This is a genomic window from Gordonia jinhuaensis (genome assembly GCF_014639795.1).
Taxonomy (GTDB): Bacteria; Actinomycetota; Actinomycetes; order Mycobacteriales; family Mycobacteriaceae; genus Gordonia_B; species Gordonia_B jinhuaensis.
Window position 1 is genome coordinate 20,125 of the sequence record NZ_BMGC01000030.1, and the last position, 22,299, is coordinate 42,423.

12 protein-coding genes are annotated in these 22,299 nt (G+C 67.7%); 11 read left to right on the forward strand and 1 reads right to left on the reverse strand.

The genetic code is table 11. The annotated features are described in order from the left end of the window. The first annotated feature begins 17 nt into the window (after nucleotides 1-17). The 6 genes from IEW22_RS15800 (at nucleotide 18) to IEW22_RS15825 (ending at nucleotide 7,873) form a co-directional block, all read left to right on the forward strand. Entirely contained in the window at nucleotides 18-407 is a 390-nt protein-coding gene (locus tag IEW22_RS15800) for a GNAT family N-acetyltransferase (RefSeq protein WP_188587625.1), read from the forward strand. Nucleotides 408-530: 123 nt separating this feature from the next. Continuing rightward, nucleotides 531-1,265, forward strand: coding sequence for a siderophore-interacting protein (locus tag IEW22_RS15805; protein WP_188587627.1), 735 nt, complete (start codon nucleotides 531-533; stop codon nucleotides 1,263-1,265). 138 nt (nucleotides 1,266-1,403) lie between these two features. Further along, complete coding sequence (locus IEW22_RS15810) at nucleotides 1,404-2,687, forward strand: lysine N(6)-hydroxylase/L-ornithine N(5)-oxygenase family protein (protein ID WP_188587629.1); 1,284 nt, start codon at nucleotides 1,404-1,406, stop codon at nucleotides 2,685-2,687. A gap of 85 nt (nucleotides 2,688-2,772) precedes the next feature. Continuing rightward, nucleotides 2,773-2,988 (forward strand): MbtH family protein, encoded by a 216-nt coding sequence (locus IEW22_RS15815; protein ID WP_188587631.1) that lies wholly within the window; start codon nucleotides 2,773-2,775, stop codon nucleotides 2,986-2,988. Continuing rightward, nucleotides 2,985-4,352 (forward strand): salicylate synthase, encoded by a 1,368-nt coding sequence (locus tag IEW22_RS15820; RefSeq protein WP_229742790.1) that lies wholly within the window; start codon nucleotides 2,985-2,987, stop codon nucleotides 4,350-4,352. Before IEW22_RS15815 ends, IEW22_RS15820 begins: the two co-directional genes overlap by 4 nt. Before the next feature lie 8 nt (nucleotides 4,353-4,360). Beyond that, the gene (locus IEW22_RS15825; RefSeq protein WP_188587672.1) at nucleotides 4,361-7,873 is read left to right on the forward strand and encodes a non-ribosomal peptide synthetase; all 3,513 of its coding nucleotides are present in this window, start codon (nucleotides 4,361-4,363) and stop codon (nucleotides 7,871-7,873) included. Here the strand turns inward: IEW22_RS15825 and IEW22_RS15830 are convergent. Then, on the reverse strand, nucleotides 7,852-8,508 hold the full coding sequence (locus IEW22_RS15830; protein WP_188587634.1) for a GNAT family N-acetyltransferase: 657 nt from the start codon (nucleotides 8,506-8,508) through the stop codon (nucleotides 7,852-7,854). The two genes, IEW22_RS15825 and IEW22_RS15830, sit on opposite strands and share 22 nt — an antisense overlap. Nucleotides 8,509-8,582: 74 nt before the next feature. On the opposite strand from IEW22_RS15830, the gene IEW22_RS15835 reads away from it, so the two are divergent. The 5 genes from IEW22_RS15835 to IEW22_RS15855 all read left to right on the forward strand — a co-directional run bounded on the left by IEW22_RS15835 (nucleotide 8,583) and on the right by IEW22_RS15855 (nucleotide 22,278). After that, the gene (locus IEW22_RS15835) at nucleotides 8,583-9,530 is read left to right on the forward strand and encodes an ATP-binding cassette domain-containing protein (RefSeq protein WP_188587636.1); all 948 of its coding nucleotides are present in this window, start codon (nucleotides 8,583-8,585) and stop codon (nucleotides 9,528-9,530) included. Beyond that, nucleotides 9,527-10,354: an ABC transporter permease gene (locus IEW22_RS15840; RefSeq protein ID WP_188587637.1), complete on the forward strand. Its 828-nt coding sequence runs from the start codon at nucleotides 9,527-9,529 to the stop codon at nucleotides 10,352-10,354. The genes IEW22_RS15835 and IEW22_RS15840 overlap by 4 nt, the downstream gene beginning before the upstream one ends. After that, nucleotides 10,351-11,181 (forward strand): ABC transporter permease, encoded by an 831-nt coding sequence (locus tag IEW22_RS15845; protein WP_229742791.1) that lies wholly within the window; start codon nucleotides 10,351-10,353, stop codon nucleotides 11,179-11,181. The genes IEW22_RS15840 and IEW22_RS15845 overlap by 4 nt, the downstream gene beginning before the upstream one ends. Nucleotides 11,182-11,266: 85 nt before the next feature. Continuing rightward, a complete protein-coding gene (locus tag IEW22_RS15850; RefSeq protein WP_188587639.1) occupies nucleotides 11,267-17,905 on the forward strand; it encodes a non-ribosomal peptide synthetase in 6,639 nt (2,212 codons plus the stop codon). Beyond that, nucleotides 17,902-22,278, forward strand: a complete 4,377-nt coding sequence (locus IEW22_RS15855; RefSeq protein WP_188587640.1) for a condensation domain-containing protein — start codon at nucleotides 17,902-17,904, stop codon at nucleotides 22,276-22,278. Before IEW22_RS15850 ends, IEW22_RS15855 begins: the two co-directional genes overlap by 4 nt. The last annotated feature ends 21 nt before the right edge of the window (nucleotides 22,279-22,299 follow it).

The following is a 22,299-nucleotide window of genomic DNA, read 5'->3' on the forward strand; positions in this document are numbered from 1 at the left end:
GACTGGCGTCACAATGAATGAGGTCGCAGCAATGCCGCTGGGGTCACCCACGAGGGGAGGTTGTCGTGCCAACTCGGAGAAAGAAGCCACCGCAGTCTGCTGATGCGATCCTGCAGCAGCTCTCGCGCGTCGTTCACAATCCTGACCGCGAACGTTTCGAGCTGTGGGTCGCCGGTGATCTCGTCGGTGTCCTCGGCTACAGCGCCGCCGAGGACCATGGACAACGTGTGCTCACGATCTTGCACACCGTCCTGTTCGACGAATACACCGGTCACGGCCTTGCGTCGCGGCTGGCCGGCGGTGCCATGCAGTATGCGGTGGACTCGGGTTCGCGTGTCCATCCCATCTGTGACTTCATGCAGAACTATCTGCAGCACAATCCCGTGTACGGCCGATTGGCCGTGTAGGTGCCGGTGGCATCACCGATGGCATCACCATCGGGTGCTCGACTCGCGTTGTGAAACGCGCGGACATTAACTTAGGCTCTCCTTAGGTCGGCAGAAGTCGACGTCACTGACACGAGGAGTGCCATGTCCGCGCCGCAGGTGCATCGAGGGTGGCAGGGTGCTGTCCTGAAGGTTCTACGCGCCAATGACTTCACTGTGACGGTCACCGGACCGGCCGAGCTGGTGTCGGAGAACTATCTTCGGCTGCCGATGTCGGGCGGGGGTCTGCTCACCGAGGTGGGGGTCCACCCGACGATGTGGGTGCGGTTGTGGATCCCGACCGACGACGGCAAACCTCATCAGCGCGGCTACACCCTCGTCGATCCCGACCCGGCAACCGACACCTTCGCCTTCGAGTTCGCGGTGCACGACGGACCTGCCGTGCGATGGGCACAGTCGGCAGCGGTCGGCGACACCATCGGCGCGACGATGCTCGGGTCCAAGTTCGAGATGCCCTCACCGGCACCCGCCGGCTGGCTGATGATCGGTGACCTCGCCTCGTTGCCCGCCATCAATTCACTCCTCGACGCGATCGGTCCGGTGCCGGCGCGGATCTGGCTGGAGCACACCAGTGAGTCCGACACCACAGTGCCGGTCCGGCGCCGACCCGGAGACGAGGTCGTCTGGGTGGCGCGCACCGGCGCCGGCGCGGCGCTGGTGGAGGCGGTCTCATCGGCCGCGCCGCCGATCGGAGATCATTCCGCATTTGTCGCCTGCGACACGGTGACGACACGAGCCGTGACGAAGGTGCTCAAGGAGCGGTTTTCCTTGTCGCGCAAAGCGATCAAGGCGCAGGGGTATTGGACAGCCACGCACTGACGACGGTGATCATCGGCACACTGGCACTGCATCCCTGGTCGCGGGCTGTGCGTTGTCTGCCGGTCGACGAGGCGGTGTTGTCCGATCGCTGAGGTTAGCTTAGGCTAACCACAGCAATCAAAGGCAAGGGTGGGGTGGATGAGTTCTCAAGAATCTGTCGACGTGATCGGAATCGGTTTCGGTCCGGCCAATCTCGGACTGGCCATCGCTCTGGAAGAGAGCGGTGCCTGCGTCGCGGGCGGGATGCGGACAGTGTTCTGCGAGTCCAAGCCCGCCTTCGGCTGGCATCCCGGGATGATGCTCCCGGGTGCCACGATGCAGGTCGCCTTCCCGAAAGACCTTGCCACGATGCGTAATCCGCGCAGCGCCTACAGCTTCTTCAACTACCTGCACTGCAACGGTCGGATGGCGGACTTCATCAACCATCAGACTTTCTTCCCGAGCCGGCAGGAATTCGGCGACTATCTGGCGTGGGCGGCGCAGCGCGTGGACGCCGACGTGCGTTACGGACATCGGGTGACCGGTGTCGAGCTCGTCGACCCCGACAACCCCGAGCAGGCACTGGTCCACTGCGAGACCGCCACCGGTTCGACGACCATCGGCGCGCGCAACGTGATCTTCGCGCCGGGCCTCAATCCGCGACTGCCCGAGGGGATCACGGCGTCGTCGCGGATCTTCCACAACCATCAGATCCTGCAGTGGCTACCGCGGGTGCCGTCGGCGCCGCGCGGCGCCTTCGCGGTACTCGGAGCCGGACAGAGCGCGGCGGAGGTCGCAGGTTTCCTGCATTCGGAGTATCCCACCGCAGAGGTGCATCTGATCCACCAGAAGTTCGGGATGACCCCCGCCGACGATTCGCCGTTCGCCAACCGCGTGTTCGACCCGGCGACGGTCGACCGCTGGTACTCGGCGAGCCCGCAGGTGCGCGCCACGATGCTTGCCTACCATCGCGGAACCAACTACTCCGCGGTCGACATCGACCTGCTCGAGGAACTCTACCGACGCGAATACCAGGAGAAGGTGGCCGGTCGTCGGCGACTGTTCATCCACGGCGCCACCACGATCGCCGAGGTCGCCGAGGACGCCGACGGTGTGCAGCTGACGCTGCGTGACGAGATGAGCGGTGAGATCACCACGTTGTCGACCGATGCGCTGGTGTGCGCCACCGGATTCCGGCCGCATGACATCCGCTCACTGCTGTCGCCGGAGGACGCCGCACGGTGTGAGTACGACGAGACCGGTCCGGTGACATCGCGTGACTGCCGTCTGCTCACCGACGACTCGGTGGGTGCCACGGTGTACCTCAACGGGGGTATGGAGGCCACCCACGGGCTGAGTTCGACATTGCTGTCGACCATCGCCGTGCGATCCGGCGAGATCGCCGAGTCGCTGCATGCCCGGGTCACCGCACTCGCTTCCTGACATGTCCACGGCGGGCTGCCCGCCGACTTCCGGCCGATCGATGTGACCGTCGGCGATCCAGACACGAGAGAAGTGGATATTCTTCATGCACACCAATCCTTTTGACCGTGACGACATCGACTTCGCGGTGTTGACCAATGCGGCCGGTCAGTATTCGCTGTGGCCGCATACGATCGATGTGCCCGCCGGCTGGACCGTCGTATTCGGTCCCGCCCCGCGCACCGATTGTGTTGCGCACGTGGATGAGAACTGGTCGGGACCGACGGTCGCGCACACCGACGGCGTGGGGACGTCGCGATGACCACGCTCGCGGGAGAGCCGACGACATCGGTCACCGGCGGCATGCGCGGTCGCCATGCACGCGCCGCGACGATCGTCGCCGCCTGGGCGGCGGCGTGTGCGGACGAGTACCTGATCTACGATCGTGACGAGCGATGGTACTTCGCAGCGGGTGTCCGCGCGGATATTCGCCTGACACCGTCCGCGGTGACCATCCGGTACGGGGAAACCGAGCGGGTCCATGACGCTGGTGAGGATCCGGCTGCTGCGCTCGCCGCGGCGCTGAAGGCATTGCCGCTGGCCGACTGGCGTGTGTACGGGCATATCGACTTCGACTTCTGCGCGCCCTATCTCGGTGCGGCGCATCGACTGTCGCCCGATGACGATCTGGCCTACCTGTTCGTGCCCGAACGCGAGGCCGTTCTCGACTCGACGCGTCTCGGGGAGGACGAGGCCGATGTGTCGGCAGCGATCACCGCGGCGGGTCCGTGGTGTGAGGAGCTGGTCGCACTCGCACGCACCGCACGCGATGTCGACGCGCCCGCATGCGGCGTCGACGTCTCGGCCGATCCCGATGACTACCGAGGACGTGTGGCCGCGGCGGTCGCCGACATCACGGCCGGGCGGTACGAGAAGGTCATCATGTCGCGTGAGGTCGCCGTCGATTTCGCCGTGGACTTCCCCGCGACCTACGCCCGTGGACGGGCCGCCAATTCGCCGGCGCGTTCCTTCCTCATGCGGTGCGGCGGACTGTCGATGACCGGTTTCTCTCCTGAACTCGTCGGTGCGGTCGATGGCTCGGGAACGGTGGTGACCGAACCGCTGGCCGGCACTCGCGCGCTGGGACGTTCACCCGAGCAGGACGCCGCGGCGCGGATCGACCTGGTGACCGATCCCAAGGAGATCACCGAACACGCGGTGTCGGTGCGTACCTCGATGTCGGAGATCGAGTCGGTGTCGGTTCCCGGCACCACGATCGTCACCGAATTCATGGCGGTCCGGGAACGGGGGAGTGTGCAGCATCTGGCCTCCACTGTGCAGGGGATCCTTGCCCCGCAGCATGATCCGTGGCAGGCGCTGCGGGTGCTGTTCCCGTCGGTCACCGCCTCGGGGATACCCAAGCGCGAGGCCGTCGACGCGATCTTCCGGCTCGAACCCCAGCGACGCGGCAGGTTCTGCGGAGCCGTGGTGACCGCCTCATCCCGCGGAGAGCTCGAGGCGGCACTGGTGTTGCGCAGTGTCGTCGACCGGGCCGGTCGCACCACCATCCGGGCCGGGGCCGGCATCGTCGGGCAGTCCCGGCCGGAGCGTGAATTCACCGAGACGGCAGAGAAACTCGCGAGTATCGCACCGCATCTGGTCGCACGTGACGGAGGTGAGAAGTGACGGCGACGATGACTCTCGCCGATGTGGTCGCGGAGGTGTCGGCCGCTCTGGGCATCGAGAAGCTGGCCCCTGAGGACGATCTGATCGAGGCCGGACTCGATTCGATCAGGATGATGCGACTGGCCGGGCAGTGGCGCAGGCAGGGCTACGACATCGACTTCGCGACGATGGCCGCACGACCGACCGCCTCGGCATGGGCCGAGATCCTCGGTGCCCAGATCGCTGACACCGAGACCGGCGATACCCAGGCTGGAGATGCCGGGGCCTCCCAGGAGGACCGGGAGTCGGCCCGCGACGACGCCGAGACCTTCGCGCTCGCACCGATGCAGCATGCCTATTGGGTGGGTCGAAGCGCCGAGCAGGAGCTCGGCGGGGTCAGCGCACATCTGTACGTCGAGTTCGATGCCGACAACGATCTCGACCCCGAGCGACTGCAGCAGGTGCTGCGGCGACTGGTCGGGATCCATCCGATGCTGCGTGCGGTCATCGACGACGCGGGGCGCCAGCACATCGGACCGGTCGAGGGGGTGCGCCCGCTCGCGGTCAACGACTGGCGGACCCTCGACGACGACGAGCGAGAGACTGCGCTGCAGCAGGTCCGGTCGGCCAAGACCCATCAGCGACTCGATGTGGCCGCCGGTCAGGTGATCGACGTGACCCTGAGCCGACTGCCCGGTGGTCGTTCGCGACTACACCTCGACGTGGACATGCTCGCCGCCGACGCGGTGAGCTACCGCGTGCTCATCGACGATCTCGCGCGGCTCTACCGCGGTGAGGCGGTTACCGAACCGCAGTTGAGCTTCCGTGACTATCTGTCGTCGCGGGCGGGAACCGCCGCCGATCCGGCCGACGAACTCTGGTGGGCGCAGCGCCTCGACGAGCTGCCCGAGCCACCAGCACTGCCGGTGCGCGCCGGCGCCGAGAACTCGGCGACGGTGCGGTTGCACCATTGGATCGACGAGGCACAGACCGCCGCCGTGCATGCCGCGGCGCGGTCGGCGTCGGTGACCACCGCCGCTGCGCTGGCGTCGGTCTTCGCCTCGAGTATCGGCCGGTGGTCGGCGAACTCCTCGTTCCTGTTGAATCTCCCCCTGTTCGATCGTGAACCCATCCATCCCGACATCGACCGGGTGGTCGGTGATTTCACCTCGTCGGTGCTGATCGATGTCCCCGCCGCGACCGATGGCGACGATGCGGCGAGTCGGGCGCGGGAGTTGCAGCGACGGATGTACGCGAACGCCGCACACAATGGCTGCTCGGGTCTGGAGGTGTTGCGGGAGCTGGGTCGGCGTCGCGGTCGGCAGATGATCGCCCCCGTGGTCTACACCAGCGCACTGGGACTCGGTGAATTGTTCTCCGGGGCCGCCCGCGAGGTCTTCGGGTCTCCGGTGTGGATCGTGTCGCAGGGGCCGCAGGTGCTCCTCGACGCGCAGGTCACCGAATTCTCCGGCGGACTGCTGCTGAACTGGGATGTGCGCGCCGATGCCTTCGAAGACGGTGTCGTGGAGGAGATGTTCGACGACTATCGCCGACGTGTCGACGCGCTCGCCGCGCGACGTCCGGAGGGCGCCCCGTCCGGCCCGGATGTCGCACCGCATCACCGCGGGCCGCGGATGGAGTTCGATATCCGCGCCCTGCATGCACCCGTCTTCGAGCATGCCGCCACCTCGGGTGCGGCGCCGGCGATCATCGCCACCGGTGAGACGGTGAACTACCGGGACCTCGCCGCGCGTGCGCTGCGGGTGGCCTCGGCGCTTCGCGCAGGCGGTGTGGCACCCGGCGACACCGTCGCGGTACGGCTGCCCAAGGGACCCGATCAGGTGGTCGCCGTGGTCGGAGTGCTGTCCGCTGGTGCGGCCTACCTGCCGATCAGTGTCGACCAGCCGCCGAACCGTGCCCGGATGATCATCGAGAAGTCCGGCGCCGCAGCACTTCTGGGTGAGCCGATCACAGGTGAACCAGTCATCGGTGCGAACTCTTCGACGGTGCCGGTGATCTCGCTCGCCGACGCGCTGGCCGGGTCGCCGCTGACCGAGCCGGTGATCGCCGATCCCACCGAGGTGGCCTATGTGCTTTACACGTCAGGGTCCACCGGTGAGCCCAAGGGCGTCGAGGTCACCCACGCCGCCGCGGCCAACACCATCGCCGCGATCAACGACCGCTGGTCGATCGGCGCGCAGGACCGATCCCTCGGGCTCTCGGCACTGGAATTCGACCTGTCGGTCTACGACATCTTCGGGATGTTCGCCGCCGGCGGGGCCGTGGTCGCCGCGACCGCCGACCAGCGACGAGATCCGTTCACCTGGCCAGCTCTGGTCGCCGATCACCGGGTCAGCGTGGTCAATGTGGCGCCCGGGCTGCTGCGCGTGTTGCTCGAGCGCCTTACCGAACGCGAGGATGCTGCCGCATCGCTGCGGCTGGTGATCACCGGCGGTGACTGGGTGGACACCGATCTGCCGAGGATGGTGGCAGAACTGAACCCGCACACCGCTTTCGCCGGGCTCGGCGGCGCCACGGAAACGGCGATCCACTCGACGATCTGTGAAACCACCGGAGCGACCCCCGATGTGGATCTCGCCTCGTCACAGGCGGCCGCGCGTGCGGTGCCCTATGGGTACCCGATGGCCAACATGGCTGCGCGTGTGACCGACGAGGCGGGCGCCGACCGGCCTGACTGGGTTCCCGGCGAGCTGTGGCTCGGTGGTGCCGGTGTGGCAGTCGGCTATCGCGGCGATGCGGTGCGCACGGCGGAGAAGTTCGTGGAGATCGACGGCATCCGCTGGTACCGCACCGGAGACCTCGCCCGCTATCTGCCCGACGGCTGTCTGGAATTCCTCGGGCGCGCCGACCATCAGGTGAAGGTGCGTGGACACCGCGTCGAACTCGGCGAGGTGGAGGCGGCATGCCGTGACATCGACCGCGTCACCGATGCCGTTGCCTGGCTGGATGATTCGACCCCTGCGCGCCTGGTGGCCGCATGTGGCGTGAGATCCGGGGGCGGCGAGTCGGCCACCGATGCCGACGTGATCCGCGACGGCCTCGCCGCCCGGCTACCCGACTACATGATCCCGTCGGTGATCACGGTGCTCGCCGAGCTGCCGCTGACGGTGAACGGCAAACTCGATCGGGTGGCCATACGTATTGCGGCACAGAGTGATCCGCAGATGACCGTGGAAGCTGCCGTGTCACCGGAGGGTCCGGTGGAGGAGGCGGTGGCCGACATCGTGGCCGACATCCTCGACCTCGACGAGGTGTCGGTGACCGCGGACTTCTTCGCGCTCGGTGGCGATTCGGTACGCGGTACCGCGGTGATCGCAACCATCCGCGAATCGCTGGAGACCACCGCGCTGACTGCTGCCGACCTGTTCGCCGCGCGCACCGCCCGTGCACTCGCCGCACGACTGGTCGAGCGCACGGTGGCCGCCGAGGGCACCGACATGCGGCTGATCGAGATGGCCCGTCTCTACCTGGAGGTCGCCGCGATGTCGGATGAGGAACTCTATGCGGAGTCGCCGCGATGAGTGACCTGGGCGCCGGCATATGCGGTCTCACCGGTATCGGTGTCACCACGCTCGATCGCGATGCAGTACAGGCGGATCCGGTGTCCCAGGAGATCGTGGTCGCCCAGGCTGACCCCGCCGAAGCGTTCGGCGGCCGAGCATGCGGCCACGTTCGAGGCCTCGGGGTCGACGAGGATGCGCCGGCAGTCCGGTTCGCGGGCGAGCAGACCGAGGATGAACGGGCCGACAAGGGCGTGCAGCGTCCCGCGATGTCCGCGACCGGGGTCGGCCATCGCCAGATGGATGCCGATGTCGCCGGGTTCCGCGTCGTAGAGATGTGCGATCACATCCTGGGCGGGGCGGTAGACCTCGGCGTAGAGGATGGGCTCACCGTTGTCGGAGACGATCATGGGCCGCGAGTACGTACCGTCGCGCTGTGCGGCGAGGTGGTCACGCCAGCGCTGTGCACCGAAGTCACGGTCCCAGGTGTCGGCCAGATGCGGACGCGACATCCAGTCGGCGATCATCGCCGCGTCGGTGTCGGGATCGGCGAGTCGAGAGGTGAAGGGCTCGTGCAATGTGGGGACGGCCGGAGCCGGCTGCGCGCGCGCCGCATCGGTCACGTCCACGATCTGCCGGGGAAGAGTGAAGCTCATACCGGCCACCCTATCCCACATGCGAATGCCACATCCAGAGCGGAGTTGTCTTGCCTGTCATAGAGATTGACCACATGAGCAGAGCGTTCGGCGATGTCCGCGCGCTCGATTCGGTGTCGCTGTCGGTGCAGGAGGGCACCGTGCTCGGGTTGCTCGGGCCCAACGGCAGCGGCAAGACCACACTGGTGTCGATCCTGGCCACCCTGCAGCAGCCGGATTCGGGAACTGCGACGATCTGTGGGTGCGATGTGGTCGCCGACGCCGCTCAGGTCCGCACCTTGATCTCGTTGACGGGGCAGTCGGCGGCTCTGGACATGGCTCTGACGGCACGTGAGAATCTGTCGCTGTTCGGTCGTCTCACCGGTCTCTCCAGGCGCGAGATTCCCGCGCGGACAGACGAACTCGTCGAAACCTATGAACTCGGTGAGGTGATCGACAGACGGGTGTCGGCGCTGTCGGGCGGGATGCGACGCCGTGTCGACATCGCCTGTGCGCTGGTGACCCGTCCGCAGGTGTTGTTCCTCGACGAACCGACCACCGGACTCGATCCGCGTAGTCGGCAATCGGTGTGGCAGACGGTCGCCCGGCTACGGTCGGAGGGGATGACCGTGCTGTTGACGACGCAGTATCTGGAGGAGGCCGACCGGCTGGCCGACCGTATCGTGATGCTCGATCACGGACGCGAAGTGGCATCTGGTACTCCACACGATCTCAAAGTGCTTGTCGGCGAGGCCGTCTGCGAGGTGATCCTGACCGATCCGGATGACCGTCGACGTCTGCTCGCCGCACTGGCCGAGGTGAGCGTGGTCGAATCCGAGCGAGTGTCAGAGGTCGGTGAGCAGTCGGCGGCGATGGTCTGTGTCGACGCACCCGATGGCATCGACACGGTCGCGACCGTGATCGAAGCAGTCCGCGTCGCCGCGGTCGACGTGGTCGACATCGGTCTGCGTCGTCCCTCACTCGACGAGGTCTTCTTCCGGCTCACCGAGTCGGGTGCGCAGCCGGTGGGGAACAGCCGATGAGCCGATCCCTCACCCGCGACGGACTGGTGGCATCAGCGCCGCCGGTGGTGGCCTCGGCCAGCCCGCGCACGCGGGTGTCGATGCGTTCGGCCGTGGGGACCTTGACCGGGCGGGCGATACGCGCCGGTGTCCGCGAGGGCGACCTGGTGTTCGCGATCGTCTCGCCGCTGGCCTTCTTCGTCTGCTTCTATGTACCGCTGCACCATCGGTTCTCGACGGTGGGTGTCGACTACGCGCAGTACCTGACGCCGCTGATCGTGATCCAGGCCGGATTGTTCACCGGAATCGTCGCCGCCGAGAACGCAGCCCGTGACCACGCCGCGGGTGTGCGCTCACGTCTGATGTCGTGCCCGATCCCGCGCGTCGCGCCCCTGGTCGCCCGAGTTCTCGCGGCCATGTCGCGCAACCTCGTGTCACTGGTGGTCGCGGTTGTGATCGGGACGATCTTCGGTTTCCGGTTCGAGTCAGTGGGCGGCGGAATCGGCTTCATCGTGATGGCCTGTGTCTTCGCACTCGGCATCGTGATGATCTGCGACGCAGTGGGATTCGTGCTTCCACACCCCGAAGGTGTTGCCGCGGTGCTGATGGTGCCGCAGCTGATCTTGGTCATGGCCTCCACCGGCGTGATCCCGGCGTCGGGTTTCCCGCACTGGATCGCACCGGTGGTACGCAATCAGCCGGTCTCGGTCTTCGCCGACGCCATGCGCGGCGCGGCCGGAGGTGGCTCGGTGGGCGCGATGGCCGTGGTGATCTGGTCGGTGGGGATGGTCGCGGTCGGTGCGGTGTGCATCGTGGCTGCCGGACGAAAGCAGCTGGGCCGGTGAGCGAGACGATGATCGACACCCACGCACGGCCCTCGACGCCGGAGTGTCCGCGCCGTGCAGTGTCCACCGGGCGGCAGGTCGGGGCGCTGGCGGGGTCGGCGTTACGGTCGTGGAGTCGCGACCCGGGCATCGTGATCCAGACGATCGTCTTCCCGGTCTTTCTCCTGCTGATGTTCCAGTTGGTGCTCGGCAAGACGGTGACGGCGATGGGCGGCGGGGGCAGTGTGTACCGCAACGTCGCGCTGACCGCACTGGTCGGGGTCATGTACGGAGCGCTCGCCACCGGGGCGGGACTGGTCGCCGATCGGGAGAGCGGCCTGCTGGGCCGGCTGTGGACGCTGCCGGTGAGCCGCGGCGGATTCGTCGCGGCGCGGCTGTGCGCCGAGGTGGTGCGTGCGGCAGTGGGCACCGCGGTGCTGTTCGCGATCGGCGCAGCCCTCGGCTTCCGTTGGCATCAGGGCATTCTCGCCGGTATCGCCGCGCTGGGTGTGGCAGCGGCCTTCGGGTTGGCCTGCGCATGCATGTCGACGGCATTGGCCACCCGGGTCTCGGGTAAGCAGGTGCTGATGAACCTGTCGGCGCTGTATCTGCTGATGTTGTTCTTCACCACGGGTTTCGCGCCGGCCAGTGAGTATCCCGGCTGGCTACGACCGATCGTGCGTTACCAACCGATGAGCCCGGCGATCGATGCGATACGCGGACTGACCGAGGGCGGCGCAGTCGCCCGCCCGCTGGCGATCTCACTGGCCTGGAGCGCCGCATTCGTGGTGGTCTTCGGCGCCCTGTCGGTCACCGGATTCCGGCGAGCCGCCGCCCAACGCACGTGAGACCTGCCGCACCTGAAGCCCAGCGCACCTGAGCAGAACCGCGAACCACGCGAATCAACACCGCATAACGAAGGATTTCACTGACGTGACCACGAGCAACTCGATGAGCCGAGCCGAACTCCGCCGACGCCGTGCCGACGTCCTCGCGCAGCGCAAGGCGCAACGCGGGCTGAACTCGGGAGACGCGCAGATCCTGCGGCGCGCGGACCGCGGTGAGCTGTCGTCGCCGCAGCAGCGAATGTGGTGGCTGCAGACCGCTGACCCGACCACCACCGCGCTCAACGTCTCGGTGGCAGTGGATCTTCGCGGTCCCCTCGACGTCGACGCTCTCGACGCCGCGGTGTCGGCCGTTGCCGCCCGCCACGAGATCCTGCGGACGGTGATACGTGCAGACGAGGAGACCGGCACGCCGCGTGCGGTGGTCACCGACGAGGCTCCGGGACTGCGTGAGGTCCTCGAACTCGGTGCCGACGACGATGCTGCCGACCAGGGTGGTGTCGATTCGATGGTCGAGGCGATCCTGTCGGGCGCGGCCGATCACGTCTTCGACCTGTCGGTCGACACCCCGCTGCAGGTCCACCTCATCGGCCGCGGCCCCGATCACCATGTGCTCGCACTGGTTACCCATCACGTCGCCTGGGATGACGACTGTTGGGCGATCTACTTCGAGGACCTCGGTCACGCCTATCGGACCATCACCGGGCTCGGTGGCGGCAGGACCGACGGGGACAGGATTCAGTGGGACCGGATTCAGTGGGACCGGATTCAGTGGGATCGGGAGGCCGTACAGTACGCCGACGCCACCCGGTCGGCTTCGGACTCCGACCCGGCCGACGCAGACGGTCTGCGGTACTGGCGGCAGACGCTGGGCTCGGTCACCGAAACGGTGGAACTGCCGGGGGAGTCGACGATTGCGTCGGATGCCGACGACCTCGCCGCGCAACGCCGCCTGCACCTCGACGTGGAGACGATGTCGCGGGTGGATGCGCTGGCTCGTGAGCATTCGGCGACCGCGTTCATGGTGCTGCTGGCGGCATTCGACGTCGCGATCGCGCGTACCTGCGGAACCGACGACGTGGTGGTGGCCAGCCCGGTGGTCAACCGGTCGTTGCCCGGCGCAGATCGCGCGCTCGGCTACTTCGGCAACACCGTGCTCCTGCGCACCGCGATCGATCTCGACGCGGGTTTCGGTGACGCGGTCGACGCGACGCGGGACACCTGTGCGGGCGCGTTCGCCCACGCCGGGACCGAACTCGACACGGTGGTGGCAGCCATCCGACCCGATCTCGTCGCCGACACGAGTTCACTGGTGCGACTGGGCTTCTCGGCACGCAAGGCGGTCGACTCCGCACTCGACCTGCCGGGAATCACCTCCCAGGCACGTGAGGTCGGAAGTCTGCATGCGCAGGTTCCGGTGAGTGTGATGATCGAATGGGGTGAGGGTGCCGAGGTGATCCTCGACCACCAGCTCGCGGTCATCGACGGTCCGCATGCGCAGGTGATCCTCGACGTGTTCGGCGAGGTGCTCGCTGCGGGTCTGCGCGACCCGCAGGCTGCGCTGCTGCGTGCACCGATGATGACCGCGCGGGCGCTCGCGGAGGCGGAGGCGATGTCGTGTGGTGCGCGCACGCCGCTGACCGCCGACACCCTCCCGGACATGTTCGCCCGCCAGGTGGCGATCAGTGGTGATCGCGTGGCCGTCGACCTCGACGAGACCACCCTGACCTATACCGATGTCGATGTGATGTCGAACCGGGTGGCGCGGTGGCTGCTCGCGCAGAACATCTCGACACACAGTTGTGTCGCACTGTGTTTCACCCACTCGGCCGATCTCGTGATCGCCGCACTCGGTGTACTCAAGGCCGGAGCCGCCTACGTCCCGGTGGATCCGACCTACCCGGCCGATCGCATCGCCCACATGCTCGCCGACTCGGCACCGGACCTGGTGATCGGTGACCTCGGAGACGATGTGGCCGCACAGATCCCCCACGGGGTCCGTACCGCCGAACTGCGGCGCGTGATCGCCGACACGTCGGCGCCCGCCGAGGCGGTCACCGATGCTGATCGCGCGGCGCCACTGACGCCCGCCGACGGCGCCTATGTCATCTACACCTCGGGATCCACCGGCCTGCCGAAGGGCGTGCTGATCTCGCATCGTGCGATCGTCGACCACCTGGGCTGGATGGCCGACGAATACGACGCGGGGGCCCGCGATGCACTGCTGCAGGTGGCGTCAACGAGTTTCGACGTCAGTGTCGGCGAGATCTTCGGAACGCTCACCACCGGTGCGCGACTGGTGATCCCGCGGCCGGGCGGCCTCACCGACATCGGCTATCTGACCGCACTCCTGCGGGACAAAGCCGTGAGCACGATGCATTTCGTGCCGTCGCTGCTCGGTATGTTCCTCATGCTGCCCGACGCCGCCCAGTGGCGGAGCCTGCGACGTGTCCCGATCGGCGGCGAGGCATTGCCCGGCGAGATCGCCGACCGGTTCCATGAGACGTTCGAGGCGATGCTGCACAACTTCTACGGACCCACCGAGACCACGCTGGCCGCGAGCAGGTACAAGGTCGAAGGGCCGCAGGGCAATCGGATCGTCCCCATCGGTACCCCCAAGCGCAACACCACCTTGCGCGTGCTCGACGCCGGACTCCATCCCGTGCCGGCCGGGGTGATCGGCGAGCTCTACATCGGTGGCGATCATCTGGCGCAGGGTTATCTGCATCGTGGCGCTCTCACCGCCGAGCGGTTCGTCGCCGATCCGTTCGACCCCGGTCGTCGGCTGTACCGCACCGGCGACCTGGTGCGCTGGACGACCACCGGTGAGGGTCTCGACTACATCGGACGTGCCGATGCGCAGGTGAAGATCCGTGGGTTCAGAATCGAACTCGGTGAGATCGAGGCGGCGATCGTCGCGGTGCCGTCGGTGGCGCGGGCAGTGGTCGATGTCGCCGAACATCCCACCCGGGGAAAGGTTCTCGTCGGATATGCCATCCCGGCCGATCCCACGGCCGGGATCGACGAGGCGGAGATCGCGGCATCGCTGCATGCGACGTTGCCCGAACACATGGTGCCCGACCGGGTGCTGTCCATCGACGAGGTGCCGCTCACACCGAACGGCAAACTCGATCGTCGTGCATTGCCGCAGCCTGAGTTCGAGCGCACCACCGCACTGCGTGCGCCGCAGACCCCGACACAGCACCGACTGTGCGCCCTGTTCGCCGACCTGCTCGCCCTCGACGAGATCGGGGTGGACGACTCGTTCTTCGACATCGGCGGCCACTCACTGCTGGCCACCCGTCTGCTGTCGCGGGTGCGCGCAGAATTCGGTGTCGACATCTCGATTCGCGACGCCTTCGACAACCCGACGGTTGCGGGTCTCGCCGAGATCGTCGATGCCTCGGTGGCGGAATCGACTACGCGCCCGCCGTTGGTGCCGGTCGGTGAGCAGGACCATCCGCCGTTGTCGGCTTCACAGCTGCGGCAGTGGTTCATCTATCACTTCAACGGCGCGTCGGCGACATACAACATCCCCTTCGCGGCGCGTATCGACGGACCGGTCGACGTCGAGGCGCTCAGGGCAGCGCTGCGCGACGTTCTCGACCGTCATGAGGTGCTGCGCACCACCTACCCGATGCATGGTGAATCGCCGTATCAGTTGGTGCACAACGACGTCGATGCCGAACTCGCCGTGCTCGACGTGACCGAGCACGATGTGACCGCTCAGCTGGCCCGCGCCGCCGAGGTGGCGATCGACCTCGCCACCGAGATCCCCCTGCGCGCGACGCTGCTGCGGATCGCGCCGCAGCGTCATGTGCTGTCGGTGGTCATCCATCACATCGCCTCCGACGAATGGTCGGCGCCGGTGTTGTTCGCCGACCTGATCACCGCCTACCGTGCCCGGGCCGCCGGTGGTGCACCGGAGTACGAGCCGATGCGCCTGCAGTACCGCGACTTCGCGGCATGGCAGCAACGTCTCCTGGACGGAGATCTCGAATTCTGGCGCCGGGAACTCGCCGACCTTCCCGAGGACACCATCCCGGTGCCCGACCGCCCCCGACAGGCCACCGAATCCGCCGACGGTGCGACCGTGACCGTGACCGTGTCACCGGATGTGCGGGCGGGACTGCGCGAGGTGGCCATCTCCACCGGCGCGAGTGAGTTCATGGTGTTGCAGACCGGGGTGGCGATCCTGTTGCGCGCCCTGGGATGCGGCGACGACATACCACTGGGCTCACCGATCTCGGGACGCTCGGATGCGGCACTCGAGCGCATGGTCGGGATGTTCATCAACACCGTGGTGGTCCGCAACCGACTCGACCCGAACGCGTCGGTGCGCGAGGCGATCTCGACTGCCCGTGACGCGGCCCTCGAGTCCTACGCCCATGCCGACGTGCCGTTCGAACAGCTCGTGACCGCGCTGGCGCCCGAGCGGGTCGCCGCACGTCACCCGCTGTTCCAGGTGCTGGTGGCGCTGCGGGACTCGGGCGTGTTCACCACCGCCCTCGACGCCTCGGGCGCGACGACGATCGCGGCCCTGCCGCATGTGGAGACCACGGCCAAGTTCGACCTGACGTTCGACTTCCACCCCCCCGCCGGTGCCGTCGATTCCGGTGTCGTCGATTCCGGTGATGAGCTGGCGGTGGGCATCAACTACCGGACCGCCCTTTACGACCGGTCGACCATCGAGACGATGGCGCAGCGGTTGCTGCGCGTACTCGCGCAGATGGCCCACGACCCGGACACCGTGCTCGCCGACGTCGACATCGCCACCGCGGACGAGCGCACCACCGTCCTCACGCGGTGGGGCGTCGGGGGACGCGCACCGACGCCGGACGCAGGTCCGACGACGGTTGCGGCGCTGCTGGCCGCCTCGTCGGCGCCGTCGCACGCACCGGCATTGCGCTGCGGCACCGACGTCATCGACCACGGCGAACTCCGCAGGCGGGCGGACCTGCTCGCGGCCCGGCTGCGTGCACACGGGGCCGGACCCGGATCGTTCGTGGCCATCGGCACCGCACGCGGCATCGACATGGTGGTCGCGCTGGTGGCGACGATGACCGCCGGTGCGGCCTACCTGCCGCTCGATTCCCGGCTGCCCGACGACCGGCTGGCATTCACCCTCGCCGATGCCGAACCGGCGGTGATGATCGTCGATGAGACCACCACACAACGCCTCCCGGCGCTGGCCCCGACGGTGACGTCGATCGACCTGGCTGATCCCGAGATCTGGAGTGCCGATCCGCGGGCCGGGAGCGAACCCGCCGGTGTCGATGTGGCACAACCAGATCCCGACGATCCGGCCTATCTGCTCTTCACCTCCGGTTCCACCGGGACGCCCAAGGGTGTGGTGGGAACGCAGGCCGGTATGGCCAACCGACTCGCCTGGCAGCCGGCGATGTTCGAGGTCGCCGATCCCGACGTCCGTCTTGCGCAGGGTTCGCTGGCCTTCCTCGACGGTGGTCTGGAATTGCTCGCCGGGGTCATCGCCGGTGCCGAACTGGTGATCGCCGACGACGAGCAGGCGCGTGACCTGCACGCGCTCGGTGATCTGCTCACCGATGGTCGGATCGCCCAGGTGACGGCCGTACCCTCGGCGATCCGCGTGCTGGCTCGTGACGAACGCGGGGTGCTCGGTTCGGTGGACCGGTGGGTGTGCAGCGGTGAACCGCTGACCGCCGATCTCCTCGATGAACTGCGCGGCGGCGCACCCGCTTCGGAGATCGTCAACAGCTACGGCACCACCGAGTCGGCCGGTGCGGTGGTGCGCAGCGTCCTCGGCACGCAGACGCTGCGCATCGGACGACCGATGCCCGGTGTGGAGGTCTACCTCCTCGACGACGCCCTGCGACCGGTGCCCGCGGGTGTGCCCGGTGAGATCTACCTGGGCGGAGTGCAACTCGCACAGGGGTATTGGCGGCGACCGGGACTGACCGCGAGCCGATTCGTCGCCAACCCGTTCGCCTCGTACCCCGGTGCGCGGATGTACCGCACCGGCGACCGCGCCCGGTGGAATGCCGAGGGGGCACTGGAGTTCACCGGCCGCGTCGACCATCAGATCAAGATCCGCGGCTTCCGGGTGGAACTCGGGGAGATCGAGGCGGCGATGCGCGGGATCGACGGTGTCGATGGCGCGATCGCGACGGCAATCGTGCGCGACGGCCGCACTCAGATCTTCGGATACGTCACGCTGGTGGACTCTGCTGATGTCGAATCTGTGGGTGACGAGCCCGGATCGGCCATCCGGCGCCGGCTCGAGGGCATGCTCCCGTCCTATGCGGTACCGGCGGCGGTGGTGGTCCTCGACGAGATCCCGTTGACCGGTTCGGGGAAGCTGAACCGGCCTGCACTGCCGATCCCGGACCTGTCCGGGTCGGCTGCGGGGGAGCCGCCGCGTACCGACACCGAACGACGGATCGCCGCCGCGATGGAAGCGGTGCTGGGGGTCTCGTCGGTGGGACGCGACGACGGCTTCTTCGCCCTCGGTGGCGACAGTATCGTGTCGGTGCAACTCGCGGCCGCACTGCGCGAGGACGGCCTCCCCGTGCACCCGCAGCAGATCTTCACCCATACATCCGTCGCCGAACTCGCCGCTGCCGTCGATGCGGCCGTGCGCGACGGTGAGGGGACCAGCGCACAGGCGGTCTCGGTGGAGCCGATGGCCGCATCCGGACTCGACGCGGACATGCTTGCTGCGCTGCAGAATTCGTGGGGAGACCAGTGAGTATCGTCGATGTCATCGCCGCGACCGCTCTACAGGAGGGGCTCTACGCCCTGGCCGGGATGGACGAGACGGCCGACGACCCCTATGTGATCGGATTTCTCGCCGACCTCGACGGCCCGGTGGATCTGGAGCTGTTGAAGCGGTCGATGGCCGCGGTGATCGACCGTCATCCGCATCTGCGCGGTGCCTTCTTCTCGACGGATCTGCCGCATCCGGTGCTCGTGGTACCTGACCGTGCCGACCTGGACTGGACGGTCGTGACCACACCGGCCTCCGACACCGAACTCGAGGAGCTGGCTGAAGCGACCCGGCGGCGGCGGTTCGATCTGCACCGCGGGCCGCTCATCCGCGCCACCATCGCCGCGCGGCGCGGGGGCGGTTACCGCTTCATCTGTGTGGCACACCACACGATCATCGACGGCTGGTCGTTGCCGATCTTCGTGCGGGAGATGTTGAGCGCGTATGTCTCCGGTGGATCGGTAGCGGGCTGGCCGCCGGCGCGCCCCTATCGCGACCACGTGGCACTGTTGCGTGCGCGCGATCATCAGACGTCGGAGAATGTCTGGCGTTCCTACGTCGAGGGTCTCGACGCGCCGACGCTGGTCGCCGAGACGACACCGTCGCGTGTGGAACTGCCGACGTCGGTGGACCGCAGACTGACTCGTGAGCAGTCGGCGCAGGTGATCGCCTTCGCCCGGTCGATCGGGGTCACGGTGAACACGCTGACCCAGGTGGCGTGGGCATTGATCCTGCGCGGGCTGACCGGCGCCGATGACGTGGTCTACGGTGCGACCTCGTCCGGGCGACCCGATGACCTACCCGGTGCGGCCGACATGATCGGACTGTTCATCACCACCTTGCCGGTGCGTATCGATCTCGCAGACATCGACGACGGCGACGTGGCGCAGGTGTGCCGGCGTGTGCAGCGCGACGCGGTGGCGATGCGTGCCCACGACCAGGTCGGGTTGGCGCAGATCACCGCGATGTCAGGACATTCGGTGCTCTTCGACACCTTGCTGGTCTTCCAGAATGCACCGCGCGGCATGATCGGTGAGGCGTTCACCGCACCCGACGGGATGCGGGTCACCCCGATCGATCTGACCAGTCTCACGCACTACCCGCTCACAGTGGTGCCCTACATCGACGACGGGGTGTTGGCCACCACCGTCGAGATGCGACCCGACATGGGCGTGTGGTTCGATGCGGCCGAGCTCGCCGAGCGGGTGCTCTGGGTGACCCTCGCCTTGAGTCGGGTCGCCAGTATCGACGACATCGATCTGTTGCTGCCCGGCGAGCCCGCCGCGATCACCGCCCCGGATGGGCTGCCCGACAACACAAGCGGGGACTGGTCGCTGGTCGGGCAGGCTCTGGCCCTGGTCGCCGCGCGTCACCCGGACCGCACCGCGGTGATCGCGGGGCGGGAGTCGATCACCTTCGCCGGACTCGACTCCCGCGTCGAGATGATGGCCGCACGACTGCGCGCCGCCGGTGTCCGCGCGGGTGATGCGGTGACGTTGCTGTGTCCCCGCGACATCAGCTGGTTCGTGGCCCTGTTCGCCGTGGCCCGGGTCGGTGCGGTCGCGGTGTTCACCGAGGTGAACACTCCGGCGGCGAGACTGTCGTCGATGGTCTCGCGGACGGCCTCGGTGGCGGTGGTGTCGACCGAGCAGACCGTGCATCTGGCCGCCCAGATCGCCGGTGATGCACAGGTTCTCGTCGACGAGCCTGATGGCGCCGATACCGATCTCCGCGAGGATCGACTCTCCTCGACCGGCGACGAGATGTCTGCCGACGCGCCGCTGTACATCGTCTTCACCTCGGGGACCACCGGTGAACCCAAGGGAGTGGTGGGGACCCACCGCGGCATTCGTGAACTGTGGGCCGACCACGACCGCCGCGTCTACCGACGACTCGTCGACGCCGGTGCGCCGCAACCATTGACGGTGGGACATGCGTGGTCAACCGGATTCGACGCCGCCTGGCAGCCGACACTCGCGTTGCTGTCGGGTCATACGGTCGCGATGTTCGGCGATGAGGTGCGCCACGATCCGCTGCTGCTCGTCGGGGAGATCGAGAGGCTCGGCGTGGACATGATGGAGACCTCGCCGTCGATGCTGCCCTCGCTCATCGACGCCGGCCTGTTCCGCCGTGACGTGTCCGGACAAGAGCATGCGCTGCTGCGCGGGCTCGGCCTGGGCGGTGAGGCAGTGGACAGCGGGATGTGGCGACGTATCCAACAGCTCCACGGCACAGTCGGTTTCAATTTCTACGGGCCCACCGAGACCACGGTCGACGCGGTGTCGGTCGTGATCGACGACGCGCCGGTGCCGCTCATCGGCCGTCCGGTGGCCGGACTGTCGGCCCATGTCCTCGACGACCGGCTGAAACCGGTGCCGCGCGGCGGTGTCGGCGAGCTGTATCTGTCGGGCCCGCAGGTGGCCGTGGGCTACCTCGACGACCCGGCGCAGACCGCGCAGCGGTTCGTCGGCGTCGACGGTGGCCTGCGCGCTTACCGCACCGGTGATGTGGTGCGGCGGTTGCCCGACGATCGGCTGGCGTATCACGGCCGCAGCGACGCCCAGGTGAAGATCCGCGGCTTCCGCGTGGAACCCGGAGAACTCGTCGCCGCATTGCGCGGTCTGTCTCGCGTGGCCGACGCGGCCGTGGTGGTCACCACCAACTCTGCTGGAGCCAAACAACTCTCGGCATTCGTGGTGTCCGCATCGACGGGTGTCGACCTGTCGGCGATACGTCGAGAGCTCGCCGAGATCGTCCCGCGCCATCTGATCCCGGCATCTCTGGCCGCGGTGAGCGCGATCCCGATGACCCCCAACGGCAAGGTCGACTCCGCGGCGTTGCGTGCACAGGCGCAGGCGGCACCGCAGACCTCGCCGCAGCGGAATGAGGCTCCCGAGACCGACACCGAGAAACTGGTCCACGGGGTGGTCGCGACGATGCTCGGCAGCGAGATCGGTGTGACCACTGACCTTCTCGACGCGGGTCTCGACAGCATCACAGCGATGCGACTGGCCGCTGCGATTCGATCCGGCGATGCGATTCGCTCGTCGGGAGTCGTGGTGTCCGCGCGCATGGTGGCCGGGGCGACCACGATCCGCGATCTCGCGGCCATGCTCGACAGCATGCGCGATGTCGATGTGCAGGCCGAGAGCGCTGATACGTACGGATCGCAGGTGGCCGGCCCGACACCGGTGACCCCGACGCCGGTGATGGCGCAGCTGCTGGACGGCGGCCGGTATCGCCGCTTCGCACAGCACAACCTCATCGCACTGCCCGACGACGTCACCCCGCAGCACCTCGCGACGATCCTGCGCGGGGTCGCACAGGTGCACCCGATGCTCAGATCGCGGGTGACCGACGGTGCTCTCCTCGCCGGGGCTACACCGGAACTCGACGTCGAGGTGGCACTCGCCGGGCCGGACACCGCACTCGCCGACGTGGTGGCCGCCACGGTCGGACGCCTCGATCCCGCTACGGCGGCGATGGTGGCCGCGACCCAGATCACCGCGACCGGACGCGGCGGCCTGCTGCTGCTCGCCGTCCACCATCTGGCCGTCGACGCCGTGTCGTGGCAGATCCTGCTCGAGGACATCGCCACGGTCGCAGCCGGTGCCACACCGGCCGGGGAGGCGCAGTCGTATGCGGACTGGTCGGCGACGCGAGCGGGGGAGACCGAGACGGTTGACGAGCGACCCGACCTGCGTCCGCTGGGCTCGCGTCCCACCGACCCGACCGTGGACACCCACGGCGATCAGGTGATCGACTGGATCAGCTGCGATCAGCAGACCACCGAGGCGTTGCTGGAACACCACCGCGACGTGGAAGCGATGCTGCGCGAAGCGGTCGCACTGATGGCCGGCTCCTGGTGGTCGCAGACGCCGCCCGCGCAGGTGACCATCAGCACCGAGCGGCACGGGCGCAACACGGACCCGGGGTCCGGTGCGCTCGACCGCACGGTCGGGTGGTTCACCCGGGCACATACGGTCGCCGTCGATCTCGACGGGACGGAAAGCAGGGGCCGTGAACGACCCGTCGCCGGACCAGGGCAGGTCGAGCTGAACTACCTCGGACGGATCGATCAGCTCGCGGCTGTGGTGGGCGAGGGTGTGTGGGTACCTGTCCTCGATCCCGATGTGGTGCGTGAACTGAATGTGGTCACCGAGCCGGAGCTGGCCTTGGACCACGAGGTGGAACTGGTGGTCGCAGTGGCACCCGGACCCGTGCTCGTCACCGGAATGCGGGTCAATGCAAGAACTTTCGACGAATCAGAGCGCACCCGCCTGTCGCGACTGTGGGCAGAATCTCTCCACCGGATGGCAGTGAGATCACCCGGGGCTCTTGTCAAAGTTAGGTAAGGCTATGGTTCAATCTGACGC